Genomic DNA, 12,268 nt, shown 5'->3' with positions numbered 1-12,268 from the left:
AATGGCGATCTGGCTGACCAAGGACTCCCGGGTCATCGTGCAGGGGATGACCGGCTCCGAAGGCTCCAAGCACACCCGGCGGATGCTCGCCGCCGGCACCAACGTCGTCGGCGGGGTCAACCCCCGCAAGGCGGGCCAGCAGGTCGAGTTCGGCGACGTGCAGTTGCCGGTCTTCGCCAGCGTCGCCGAGGCGATGAGCAGCACCGGCGCCGACGTCACGGTCATCTTCGTCCCGCCGGCGTTCTGCAAGGCCGCGGTGATGGAGGCCATCGACGCGGAGATCCCGCTCGCCGTGGTGATCACCGAGGGCATCCCGGTGCACGACTCGACGGCGTTCTGGGCGTACAACACCGCCTCCGGCGGCAAGACCCGGATCATCGGCCCGAACTGCCCGGGTATCGCCTCGCCGGGCGCGTCCAACGCCGGCATCATCCCGGCCGACATCACCCCCGCCGGGCGCATCGGCCTGGTCAGCAAGAGCGGCACGCTGACCTACCAGCTGATGTACGAGCTGCGCGACATCGGCTTCTCCACCTGCGTCGGCATCGGCGGTGACCCGGTCATCGGCACCACCCACATCGACGCCCTGGCGGCCTTCCAGGACGACCCGGAGACCGACGCCATCGTGATGATCGGCGAGATCGGCGGCGACGCCGAGGAACGGGCCGCCGACTTCATCAAGGCCAACGTGACCAAGCCGGTGGTCGGCTACATCGCCGGGTTCACCGCCCCGCCCGGCAAGACCATGGGCCACGCGGGCGCGATCATCTCCGGTTCCGCCGGCACCGCCGACGCCAAGCAGGCCGCCCTGGAAGCGGTCGGCGTCAAGGTCGGCCGTACGCCGAGCGAGACCGCCCGCCTGATGCGGCAGGTCATCACCGGCGGCTGAGCCGCCGTACCGGTGCGCACCGCAGGGGGGCCATCGGCCGGGTGACCGGCTGGTGGCCCCCTACGCTGTGCCCGGTCAGCCGATCGGGTAGTTCCCGGTGGCCCAGAGACTGGCCCCACCGATGATGTTCAGCACGCTGAGCACGATCGCCACCCAACCCAGCACGGTGGACTTGCCGAAGCGGTTGGCGTCGCGGATCGACAGCGCGCCGAAGAGGATCCCGAGGATGCCACAGCAGAGCAGGCCGACCACGATGCCGAGCACACCCCACAGGGTGCTCCGGTCGCTGCCGGCCGCTGCCGCAGGCGGTGGATACTGCGCGGTCACGTACACCCCCGTCGAGTCGACGACCGCCGCCGACGGCGGTGCGGTACGCCCCGAGCGTACGGTCTTTTGCCCGAATTGGTGGGTGGTTCGGCAGGTCAGCGGCCCGATCACGGCGGTAATGCCACAGCTTCGGTGCACTGACGTGCCAAAGTAGGCACGATGGCAGCCCACCCCCCGGAACCGCCGCCGGACCACGCCGTACCCGTCGACGTGGCCCGGCCGCCCGGTGCCGGCCGGCCGGGGAATGCCAGCCGACCGTCACCGGCCGGTGCGGCCCGACGCCGGCGGGCCCCGCTGCTGGTCGCGGCCACCGTCACCACGCTCTGGGCGGCGGTGGTGTCCTACCTGCCGGTCGCCGCGGTGCTGTGGCTGCTGCGCTCGGCCGAAGGGGCGTCGTCGGTGTCCGACGCGGCCCGCGTCGGCCTCGCCGCCTGGCTGCTCGGCCACGGCGTACCACTGGAGACCTCGACCGGCCCGCTCGGGCTGGCCCCGCTGCTGCTCAGCGCCCTCGCCGCCTGGCGGATCTACCGCGCCGGGGTGCACACCACCCGGGCCATCGGCGCCCGCCGCAGCGGTTCGCCGGGGCACACCGCCGCCGTCGCGCTCGCGGTCGGCCTCGTGTACGGCGCCGTCGGTGCCGCCGCCGGGCTGGTCGCCGGGGCCACGACAGCGGCGGCCGACCCGACCCGGGCCGGGCTCGGGTTGGCGGTGTTCGGCGGGGTCGGTGCGCTGCTCGGCGCGGCCCGGACCACCGGCGTCGACGCCCGACTGCGGGCCCGCGTCCCGGTGCCGCTGCGCCACGCCGGCCGGACCGGGCTGGTCGCGGCGCTGCTGGTGCTCGCGGCCGGTGCCGGTGCCGTCGGGCTGTCGGTGGCGATCAGCGGTGGGGACGCCGCCGACACCATCGGCGTCTACCGGGCCGGCGTCGCCGGCCAGGCCGGCATCACCCTGCTCAGCCTCGCGTACGCGCCGAACGCCGCCATGTGGGCGACGTCCTATCTGCTTGGCCCCGGGTTCGCGCTGGGCACCGGCACTGCGGTACGCACCAGCGAGGTCACCCTCGGCAGTCTGCCGGCCGTACCGCTGTTCGCCGGCCTGCCGGGCGGCCCGTCCGGCGGGCTCAGCGCCGCGCTGCTGGCCCTGCCGGTGCTGGCCGGGATGACCGCCGGCTGGGTACTGACCCGGCGCTGGTCCACCGTCGGTGCCGACGACACCGCCGAGCCGGTGGGGTGGCTCGCGTTGCTCGGTGCGGCCCTACTCAGCGGCCCGGTCGCCGGGGTGATCCTCGGTGCCGGTGCCGCCGCCTCCAGCGGTCCGCTCGGTGCCGGCCGGCTGGCCGAGGTCGGGCCGGTCGCCTGGCAGGTGGCGGCGGTCGCGGGCGCGGTGGTCGGCGTCGGCGCGGCGATCGGCGCCGGCGCGGCCCGCGCCGTGGCGGCGCCACCGGTTGACGGCACGACGGCCGGCGCCCGGCGGCATCCGCCCCGGCAACGCCGTGGGGTGCCCCGGATGAGCCGCAGACGCGCCGCAGGGCGCCCCGGTTGACCCGGGACGCCCTGCGCGCTCAGGAGGCCGGCCAGCTCAGAAGGTGAAACCGCCGCCGGTGTTCAACACCACGCCGAGGATCGCGTTCGCGATACCGAGTACCACACCGACCGCGCCACAGATCAGACCGGCCATCGCCTGACCCCGGTTGTCCGCCAGGCCCTGGTCGGCCTTGTTGCGGCCGAGGAAGCCGAGCACGATGCCGGCGATCGCAGCCGGGATGCCCAGCAGCGGGCAGCACAACGCCAGCACGATCGAGGTGATACCGACGATCATGCCGACCAGGCCGAGGGTGTTGTTCTTCTGCGGGCCCGGCGCGCCGTAACCCGGTGCCGGGTAGGGCTGCCCCGGCACCGGCTGCTGCGCGTACGGGTCGGAGTAGGGCTGGCCCGGGGGCGGCTGCTGGCCGTACGGCTGGCCGGAGGTGGGCGGCATGCCGTAGGCCGGCTGCCCCGACGTGGGCTGGCCGTAGCCGGGCTGGCCGTAGTTGGGCTGGCCGTACGGGTCGGACGGTGGAGACGAGGTCGGATCCTGGGGCTGCTGGGGCTGCTGGCCGTACGGATCCTGGCCTGGATAGCCGGGCTGCACAGGGCACTCCTTCACGACGACGACGCTCAGGCCGGGCCGGAAATGGAAACTGCCCGAGCGACCGGCAGCGTATCTGGTCAGCGCAAATCCTGCCGTCCGATGGCCTGCGACGCACCGGTGCGCCGCCGGGTAGGGTGCTGGCGTGACCTCGTCTGCGGCCCGACTCGTGGTGCTCGTCTCCGGCTCCGGCAGCAACCTGCAGGCGCTGCTCGACGCCACCGCCGATCCGGCCTACGGTGCCGAGGTGGTCGCGGTCGGCGCGGACCGCGACGGTATCGCCGGCCTGGAGCGGGCGGTCGCCGCCGGGGTGCCGACCTTCGTGACCCGCGTCGGCGACCACCCGACCCGCGCCGACTGGGACGCGGCGCTGACCGCGCAGGTCGCGGCGTACCGGCCGGACCTGGTCGTCTCGGCCGGGTTCCTCAAGCTGGTCGGCGCGCGGTTCCTGGACGCCTTCGGCGACCGGTACGTCAACACCCACAACTCGCTGCTGCCGGCCTTTCCCGGCATGAACGGCCCCCGGGACGCCCTGGCCTACGGGGTGAAGCTGGCCGGGGCCACGTTGTTCTTCGTGGACGCGGGCGTCGACACCGGTCCGATCGTCGCCCAGGTCGCCGTCCCGGTCGAACCGGACGACGACGAGGCCAGCCTGACCGAGCGGATCAAGCAGGCCGAGCGCGCCCAACTCGTCGAGTACGTCGGCCGGCTGGTCCGGCACGGCTGGAGCATCTCGCACCGAAAGGTCACCATCGGATGAACCCGACCACCACCGACGGCCGTCGTCCGGTCCGCCGTGCGCTGATCAGCGTCTACGACAAGACCGGACTGACCGAACTGGCCGGCCTGCTGCACGCCGCCGGGGTGGAGATCGTCTCCACCGGCTCCACGGCGTCGACGATCGCCGCCACCGGGGTGCCGGTGGTCCGGGTCGAGGACGTCACCGGCTTCCCCGAGTGCCTCGACGGCCGGGTCAAGACGCTGCACCCGCACGTCCACGCCGGACTCCTGGCGGATCTGCGGTCGGCCGACCACACCCGGCAGCTGGCCGACCTCGGCGTCGCGCCGTTCGACCTGCTGGTGTCGAACCTCTACCCGTTCGCGCAGACCGTTGCCTCCGGCGCCGACCTGGACGGCTGCGTCGAGCAGATCGACATCGGTGGCCCGGCGATGGTCCGGGCGGCGGCGAAGAACCACGCCAGTGTCGCGGTGGTCACCTCGGTGTCGGCGTACCCGTTGATCGAGCAGGCCCTCGCCGACGGCGGCTTCACCCTGCGGCAGCGCCGCGCCCTCGCGGCGCGGGCCTTCGCCGACATCGCCGAGTACGACGTGGCGGTCGCCGACTGGTGCGCCCGTGTCCTGGTCGGCGCGGACGTCGACGGGGTCGCCGACGGGGTCGTCGACGGGGTCGCGGCGACGGCCGGTACGCCGTCCGCCGCGGCGACGGCCGACTGGCCCGAGTTCGCCGGGACGGCGCTGCGCCGCTCCACCGTGCTGCGCTACGGAGAGAACCCGCACCAGCGGGCGGCGCTCTACCTGGACCCGGCGGCCCCGGCCGGGCTGGCCCAGGCCGAGCAGCTGCACGGCAAGGAGATGTCGTACAACAACTACGTCGACGCCGACGCGGCCTGGCGGGCGGCGAACGACTTCACCGCCCCGGCGGTGGCGATCATCAAGCACGCCAACCCGTGCGGCATCGCGGTCGGCGACGACGTCGCGCAGGCGCACCGCAAGGCGCACGCCTGCGACCCGGTGTCGGCGTACGGTGGGGTGATCGCGGTCAACCGGCCGGTCACCGTCGAACTGGCCGGCCAGATCGCGGAGATCTTCACCGAGGTCGTGGTGGCGCCCGGGTTCGAGGCCGGGGCCGTCGAGGTGCTGGCGACGAAGAAGAACCTGCGGCTGCTTGTCGCGCCGCCGTGGCAGCCGGCCGCCGTCGAGTGGCGGCAGGTCACCGGCGGTACGTTGGCCCAGACCGCCGACCGGATCGACGCCGCCGGTGACGACCCGACGCAGTGGCGGCTGGCCACCGGTACGCCGGCCGACGACGCCGTACTGGCCGACCTGGTCTTCGCCTGGCGGGCGGTACGGGCGGTGAAGAGCAACGCGATCCTGCTGGCCGCCGACGGGGCCACCGTCGGGGTCGGGATGGGCCAGGTGAACCGGGTCGACTCCGCCCAACTGGCGGTCCGCCGGGCCGGCGCGCAGCGGGCCGCCGGGTCGGTGGCCGCCTCCGACGCGTTCTTCCCGTTCGCCGACGGCCTGCAGGTGCTGCTCGACGCCGGGGTACGGGCGGTGGTGCAGCCGGGTGGATCGCTGCGGGACGAGGAAGTGATCGCGGCGGCGGCCGCCGCAGGGGTCACCATGTACCTGACCGGTACCCGGCACTTCTTCCACTGAGCCGCAGGTCGCCGTCGTGTCGACGCAGCAGCGGGTCGAGGAACGGATTGTCGGCGCCGACTGGGCGCTCGACGAGTTCGACCGTGTCCACTTCGACCGCTGTGAGTTCCTCGACGTCGACCTGACCGAGGCGGTGCTGGCCGGCTGCGTCTTCACCAACTGCGTCCTGGCCAACGTGCGGGCGAACGCGGCGACGTTCACCCACTGCGCGCTGCTGCACTGCGTCGTACGGCGGTCGTCGTTGTTCGACGCGACCTTCACCGACTGCAAGCTGACCGGGAGCCAGTTCCTGGACTGCACGCTGCGACCGTTGCACGTCGACGGCGGCGACTGGGGCTTCGTGCTGCTGCGCGGGGCGGATCTGACCGGGACGAAACTGTCCGGGCTGCGGCTGCGGGAGGCCGATCTGACCGGGGCGAACCTGAGCCGGGTGGACCTGACCGGGGCGGACCTCGGCTACGCCCGATTGACCAACGCGACGTTGCGTGGTGCCGACCTGCGCGGCGCGGACCTGGCCGGGGTCGAGCTGCGCGGTCTCGATCTCACCGATGCCCGGATCGACCTGGGCCAGGCGGTGCAGGTGGCGGCGGCCTACGGTGCCGACGTACGCCCGTGAGACGATCGGTGACGTGACGGCGACAATTCTGGACGGTAAGGCGGCTGCCGCCGCGATCAAGGACAATCTGCGCGCCCGGGTCAAGGCCCTGGCCGAGCAGGGCGTGGTGCCCGGGCTCGGTACGGTGCTGGTCGGCGACGACCCCGGCTCCCACGCGTACGTCAACGGCAAGCACCGCGACTGTGCCGAGGTGGGCATCGCCTCGTTGCGCCGCGACCTGCCCGCCGACGCCAGCCAGGAGCAGGTCGAGGCGGTCGTCGCCGAGCTGAACGCCGACCCGGCCTGCCACGGCTACATCGTCCAGTTGCCGATGCCGGCGCAGATCGACACCCAGCGGGTGCTGGAACGGGTCGACCCGGACAAGGACGCCGACGGGCTGCACCCGGTCAACCTGGGCCGGCTGGTGCTCGGCTTCGACGCGCCGCTGGCCTGTACGCCGCGCGGCATCGTCGAGCTGCTGCGTCGCCACGCGATCCGGATCCGGGGTGCCGAGGTCGTGGTGATCGGCCGCGGTACGACGGTCGGTCGGCCGTTGGGTCTGCTGCTGACCCGGCGCAGCGAGAACGCCACGGTGACGCTGTGCCACACGGGCACCCTGGACCTGGGCGACCACACCCGCCGGGCCGACATCGTGATCGCTGCGGCCGGGGTGCCCGGCCTGGTCACCGCCGAGATGATCACTCCTGGGGCGACCGTGGTCGACGTCGGCATCACGCGGGTGATCGGCGAGAACGGCAAAGGGCAGTACACCGGTGACGTGGCACCGGACGTCGCCGAGGTGGCCGGCGCCCTCGCGCCGGTGCCCGGCGGGATCGGCCCGATGACCCGGGCGATGCTGCTGACCAACGTCGTCGAGCTCGCCGAGCGGGGCCTGGCCGACGCGTGAGGGCGGGGACCGTCCTGGGCGCGGGAGAATGGACCGTCCTGGACGCGTGCGGGCGGGGACCGTCCTGGGCGCGTGAGGTGGGTCTCCGGGCGCGCCCCTGGGCCGCTGAGCCGTTACCTGGCTGATACGGTCCCGTCAAATTCGCCCGGTAGCAGGGAGTGAGACGACAATGGGCAAGAAGGTCACCGTCGTCGGGGCCGGCTTCTACGGCTCGACGACCGCGCAGCGCCTGGCCGAGTACGACGTCTTCGACACCGTCGTGCTGACCGACATCATCGAGGGCAAGCCCGAGGGCCTGGCCCTCGACATCAACCAGTCGCGGCCGATCGAGGGCTTCGAGACCAAGGTCGTCGGAGCGACCACCGGCGTCGACGGATCCGGCTACGAGGTGATCGCCGGTTCCGACGTCGTCATCATCACCGCCGGGCTGCCCCGCAAGCCGGGGATGAGCCGGATGGACCTGCTCGAGGTCAACGCGAAGATCGTCCGTGGGGTGGCGGAGAACGTCGCCCGGTACGCCCCGGACGCGGTGGTCATCGTGGTGTCCAACCCGCTGGACGAGATGACCGCCCTGGCCCAGATCGCCACCGGTTTCCCGCGCAACCGGGTGCTCGGGCAGGCCGGCATGCTGGACACCGCCCGCTTCTCCCACTTCGTCGCGGAGACGCTCGCCGTACCGGTGGCGACCGTGCGTACCCTGACCCTCGGCTCGCACGGCGACACGATGGTGCCGGTGCCGTCGCGGTGCACGGTCAACGGCAAGCCGCTGACCGAGCTGCTGCCCGCAGACAAGATCGAGGAGCTGGTGGTCCGGACCCGCAACGGCGGTGCCGAGGTGGTGGCCCTGCTCAAGACCGGGTCGGCGTACTACGCTCCGTCGGCGGCGGCGGCCCGGATGGCCAAGGCCGTGGCGGAGGACTCCGGCGCGGTGATGCCGGTCTGTGCCTGGGTCACCGGCGAGTACGGCATCGACGGCGTCTACCTGGGCGTCGAGGCCGAGCTGGGGGCCGAGGGCGTGCGTCGGGTGGTCACCACCGACCTGACCGAGACCGAGCTGGCCGCGCTGACCGAGGCCGCCGAGGCGGTCCGCGCCAAGCAGGCGGACGTCGCGAACCTGTAGGCGGCGGGCAGGTCGCCAGTGGAGACCGGGCGGGTACGGCGGACGACGCCGGCCCGCCCGTCGGCGTCCGCCGCTCCCGCGCCGCTGAGCTCCGTCGCTGCTTCGGTCACCGGCTGCACGCCGCGACCGGCAATCCAGTACGCTCGTACTGCTAACACGAGTTTCCGAGAGGAGCGCCGGTCGATGGCGAAGATCAAGGTAACGAACCCGGTCGTCGAGCTCGACGGCGACGAGATGACCCGGATCATCTGGAAGCAGATCCGGGAGCAGCTGATCCTGCCCTACCTCGACGTCGACCTGCACTACTACGACCTGTCGATCCAGTACCGCGACGAGACCGACGACCAGGTGACGGTCGACGCCGCCAACGCCATCAAGCAGCACGGCGTCGGCGTGAAGTGCGCCACCATCACCCCCGACGAGGCCCGGGTCGAGGAGTTCGGCCTGAAGAAGATGTGGCGGTCGCCGAACGGCACGATCCGTAACATCCTCGGCGGTGTCGTCTTCCGCGAGCCGATCATCATGTCGAACGTGCCCCGGCTGGTGCCGGGCTGGACCAAGCCGATCATCATCGGCCGACACGCCCACGGCGACCAGTACAAGGCCTCTGACTTCGTGGTGCCCGGCCCGGGCACGGTGACCATCACCTACACCCCGGCCGACGGTAGCGCCCCGGTCGAGATGGAGGTCGCCAACTTCGCTGGCGGCGGCGTCGCGATGGGCATGTACAACTTCGACGAGTCGATTCGTGACTTCGCCCGCGCCTCGCTGCGCTACGGCCTGGACCGTGGCTACCCGGTCTACCTGTCGACGAAGAACACCATTCTCAAGGCCTACGACGGCCGGTTCAAGGACATCTTCGCCGAGGTGTACGAGACCGAGTTCGCCGCCGAGTTCGCCGCCGCCGGCATCACCTACGAGCACCGGCTGATCGACGACATGGTGGCCGCCGCGCTCAAGTGGGAGGGTGGTTTCGTCTGGGCCTGCAAGAACTACGACGGTGACGTGCAGTCGGACACCGTCGCCCAGGGCTTCGGCTCGCTCGGGCTGATGACTTCGGTGCTGATGACCCCGGACGGCCGTACGGTCGAGGCCGAGGCGGCGCACGGCACGGTCACCCGGCACTACCGGCAGTGGCAGAAGGGCGAGAAGACCTCGACCAACCCGATCGCGTCGATCTTCGCCTGGACCCGGGGCCTGGCGCACCGCGGCAAGCTGGACGGCACTCCGGCGGTGACCGAGTTCGCCAACACCCTGGAGCAGGTCTGCATCGACACCGTCGAGGGCGGCCAGATGACCAAGGACCTGGCGTTGCTGATCGACCGCAACGCCCCGTGGCTGACCACCGACGAGTTCATGGCAGCACTCGACAGCAACCTGGCCAAGCGCCTGAGCGCCTGACCGGCTCAGCGCCTGTCCCGGCTGAGCCGGTCGTCGGTCTCGAGGCCGTCGGGCGGCACCGTCACCGGTGTCGACGGCGAATCGTTGAGCAGGATGGACGTGGTGCCAGTCGCGTCCAAGGGGGGTCGGGCGCTGGCGGTCGCCCTGAGCATCATGACGTCAGCGGTCGGTCCTCGGCTGTGAACCAGCAGCCTGCCGTCCCTTCCCTGCGGGGGGCCCTGTCCCGGGCCCCCCGCAACCATGTCCGGACCGCAGCGGCTGCCGTGTGTCGTCGGTGGAGTCGCCCGATCGGGCCACGCACTTGACCGATATGTAGCGTGGTGCCGATATCTGGGCGAAATTTGCCAGGGCGTTGTCCCGGTCATGCATCGAACTACCCTGTAGACTCGGATGGAATTTCCGCGAATGGAAGTTCTACAGAGTCCGCCTCGGCTGCGTGGCCGAGCGTGGTCGGGACCTTGTGCGCATGTCAGACTGTCTGCCATGACCCGACCGCCCGTTGCCCTGAAGCGCCGTATCGCGTCGGAGTTGCGAGCGCTGCGGGAGCGCAAAGGGCTTACTCTCGAGGCAGCCGCCCAACGCGCAGAGGTGACCAAGTCTTCGCTCTCTCGCTTCGAGAATGGCCACTCGGCCCCGAAGATCCATACGTTGCGGGCGTTGATGGCCGTGTACGGGGCGCCAGCGCAGTTGCGGAGCGAGTTGGAGGACCTCACCCGGGAGGCTGGACGTCGTGGTTGGCGGGCGTCCCTGTTCGGCGAGGGTGTGATCGTTCCCGAGTGGCTCCGTACGTACGTCGGGCTCGAAGCCACCGCGAGCGCGCTGTCGATCTACAGCCTGTTCGTTCCCCACCTGCTCCAGACCGCCGACTACGCGTCCGCGACGCTGGCCGCCGAAGGGCACGACCCAGACACGATAGTCAACCGGTTGCAGTTGCTGGCTGCTCGGCAGCAGTTGTTGACCGGTGCCGACTCGTCGGCCGCGATTTCGGTGGTCGTCGACGAATCGGCGATCTGCCGTCAGGTCGGGAATCGTGCGGTCCTGCGCGAGCAGATAACGGCGCTCGCCGCAGCGAACGAGCGCCCGAACCTCTCAGTCCGAATTCTGCCGTTCGTCGCGGGAAGGACGTTTGCCGCAGCCGGTGGGGGCTTCGTGACACTCGAACTCGACCCGGATCCACCACTGGTCTTCCTCGAGACATGTGAGGTTGCTCAATTCGTGGAAGGTGAGACGTACGTCAGGCGCTTCCGCGAGGTTTTCGAGCGGCTGAGTGAGGCCGCGCTCCCGCCGGAGGAGACGAGCGACTTTCTTGTCCGGGTGGCCAAGTCGCTGACCGACCTCTGATGGGTGTCGGGCCGTCCATGGCCGGGTCGGGGTCAGCCGAGGATTCGGCGTCGTCTACAACATTGTGACTCAAGTCACATGAAACCCATGCGTAGCTGAGCGTGACAGTGGGAGTTCCTGTTTGTATGTTCCATTATGGGACTGGCAAGCGGGAAGGTGAACGGGCACCACACTGGTGGGTCCCCGCCCCCCGGCGTGGGGCGGTGGTTTCTCCGGGCTTTGCCTGCTGGGTGTCGACTGGCGCGTTTCCAACGACGGCGGCAATGGCGACACGTCATTGCGAATGCGACGAGTTTGGGGGAGCTGGCGGTGGCATTTCGATCAGTGAACGGCAATGAGCCGGGCGGCAAAAAGGATGGGGCGGCTGTTCCGGATTGTGGGCCCGGGCAGGCGGCGACGCCGGCCGCCGACGAGGCGATATGGGCCAGGAGCATGCGGACCGGGGTGGTGTCGGCTGACACCACCGGCGGTGGTCGCGACCGCTTCATCTATGCGGAGTTCATTGGCTGGGATCAGGCTGGGCGGCGGGCTCCGCGGACGACGCTGCTCTTCACCCGGCAGGCATTGGTCTCGACGATCATGGGGATGATGCGCGGCGGAGTGGACGTTTTCGGGGTGAGCTGGGCCCAGATGTTGTCTGAAGAATTCGCGAAAGTGATGACCGAGGACCCAGACAGCGGCCGTTGGTGATGGCCGAGTCGTCGTGGCGGGGCCGGTCCGTTCACTCGGCCGCTGATGTCAACGGAGGCTGGCCCGGGCGGCACGGTACCGCAGGCACGTTGCGCGGGTGCTGACGGTGCACCCGGCAGTGCGGGCGGCGGTCCGGGTGGTGGCCGAGCACCTCGCCGTTGGCCGGTGTCTTGGGGCGGGTGACGATCCGGTGCGGGTCCTCGTGGCGGAGCTGATCGCCGCCGGCTGCTGGTCTCCGACCCAGCGGAACCGGATCGTGGCCCTGTCGACGGATCGGACCACCGCCGCGCTGGTAGCGGAGATGGCTGCTGGTGCGCATCGCAGCGGTGCGCGCGACCGGCTGGTGGAACACCTGGATTCGACGATCAGTCCACCGGTGTCGTCGGCTCGTCTCGAGCGGATCGACGTCGGGCTTGCGCGGCTGGCGGACGTGGTCGACCAGCTGGACGATCGGGAGTCCGGATAGTTGTG

Annotated in this window: 13 protein-coding genes; 11 read left to right on the top strand and 2 right to left on the bottom strand. The window is 71.1% G+C overall.

Annotated elements, in window-relative coordinates:
- Nucleotide 1 precedes the first annotated feature (1 nt).
- Complete coding sequence (gene sucD, locus O7623_RS16495; RefSeq protein WP_282223938.1) at nucleotides 2–889, top strand: succinate--CoA ligase subunit alpha; 888 nt, start codon at nucleotides 2–4, stop codon at nucleotides 887–889.
- Between the two features lie 75 nt (nucleotides 890–964).
- On the opposite strand, the gene O7623_RS16490 is transcribed toward sucD, so the two are convergent.
- The gene (locus O7623_RS16490) at nucleotides 965–1,216 is read right to left on the bottom strand and encodes a hypothetical protein (protein ID WP_282223937.1); all 252 of its coding nucleotides are present in this window, start codon (nucleotides 1,214–1,216) and stop codon (nucleotides 965–967) included.
- A gap of 159 nt (nucleotides 1,217–1,375) precedes the next feature.
- On the opposite strand from O7623_RS16490, the gene O7623_RS16485 reads away from it, so the two are divergent.
- A complete protein-coding gene (locus tag O7623_RS16485; protein ID WP_282223936.1) occupies nucleotides 1,376–2,758 on the top strand; it encodes a DUF6350 family protein in 1,383 nt (460 codons plus the stop codon).
- A 36-nt stretch (nucleotides 2,759–2,794) separates the two neighbouring features.
- Here O7623_RS16485 and O7623_RS16480 read toward each other — a convergent pair whose 3' ends face one another.
- The gene (locus O7623_RS16480) at nucleotides 2,795–3,346 is read right to left on the bottom strand and encodes a DUF4190 domain-containing protein (protein WP_282223935.1); all 552 of its coding nucleotides are present in this window, start codon (nucleotides 3,344–3,346) and stop codon (nucleotides 2,795–2,797) included.
- Between the two features lie 142 nt (nucleotides 3,347–3,488).
- On the opposite strand from O7623_RS16480, the gene purN reads away from it, so the two are divergent.
- From purN to O7623_RS16435, 9 genes are all read left to right on the top strand, one after another.
- Complete coding sequence (purN, locus tag O7623_RS16475; RefSeq protein WP_282223934.1) at nucleotides 3,489–4,103, top strand: phosphoribosylglycinamide formyltransferase; 615 nt, start codon at nucleotides 3,489–3,491, stop codon at nucleotides 4,101–4,103.
- A complete protein-coding gene (purH, locus tag O7623_RS16470) occupies nucleotides 4,100–5,743 on the top strand; it encodes a bifunctional phosphoribosylaminoimidazolecarboxamide formyltransferase/IMP cyclohydrolase (protein WP_282223933.1) in 1,644 nt (547 codons plus the stop codon). Before purN ends, purH begins: the two co-directional genes overlap by 4 nt.
- Before the next feature lie 16 nt (nucleotides 5,744–5,759).
- Complete coding sequence (locus O7623_RS16465) at nucleotides 5,760–6,359, top strand: pentapeptide repeat-containing protein (protein WP_282223932.1); 600 nt, start codon at nucleotides 5,760–5,762, stop codon at nucleotides 6,357–6,359.
- 13 nt (nucleotides 6,360–6,372) lie between these two features.
- Nucleotides 6,373–7,245 carry a bifunctional methylenetetrahydrofolate dehydrogenase/methenyltetrahydrofolate cyclohydrolase gene (locus O7623_RS16460; RefSeq protein WP_282223931.1) on the top strand — a complete coding sequence of 291 codons (873 nt, stop codon included), beginning with the start codon at nucleotides 6,373–6,375 and terminating at the stop codon, nucleotides 7,243–7,245.
- A gap of 169 nt (nucleotides 7,246–7,414) precedes the next feature.
- Entirely contained in the window at nucleotides 7,415–8,365 is a 951-nt protein-coding gene (mdh, locus tag O7623_RS16455) for a malate dehydrogenase (RefSeq protein ID WP_282223930.1), read from the top strand.
- Between the two features lie 183 nt (nucleotides 8,366–8,548).
- Nucleotides 8,549–9,766: an NADP-dependent isocitrate dehydrogenase gene (locus tag O7623_RS16450; RefSeq protein WP_282223929.1), complete on the top strand. Its 1,218-nt coding sequence runs from the start codon at nucleotides 8,549–8,551 to the stop codon at nucleotides 9,764–9,766.
- Between the two features lie 483 nt (nucleotides 9,767–10,249).
- Nucleotides 10,250–11,107, top strand: coding sequence for a helix-turn-helix transcriptional regulator (locus O7623_RS16445; protein WP_282223928.1), 858 nt, complete (start codon nucleotides 10,250–10,252; stop codon nucleotides 11,105–11,107).
- A gap of 324 nt (nucleotides 11,108–11,431) precedes the next feature.
- Nucleotides 11,432–11,797 (top strand): hypothetical protein, encoded by a 366-nt coding sequence (locus tag O7623_RS16440; protein ID WP_282223927.1) that lies wholly within the window; start codon nucleotides 11,432–11,434, stop codon nucleotides 11,795–11,797.
- Between the two features lie 97 nt (nucleotides 11,798–11,894).
- On the top strand, nucleotides 11,895–12,263 hold the full coding sequence (locus O7623_RS16435; protein ID WP_282223926.1) for a hypothetical protein: 369 nt from the start codon (nucleotides 11,895–11,897) through the stop codon (nucleotides 12,261–12,263).
- Nucleotides 12,264–12,268: the final 5 nt, after the last annotated feature.

It is taken from the genome of Solwaraspora sp. WMMD791 (genome assembly GCF_029581195.1).
In the GTDB taxonomy this organism is placed as follows: Bacteria; Actinomycetota; Actinomycetes; order Mycobacteriales; family Micromonosporaceae; genus Micromonospora_E.
Note: the sequence above shows the minus strand (reverse complement) of the source record. Positions and strands in the feature narration are given on the sequence as shown.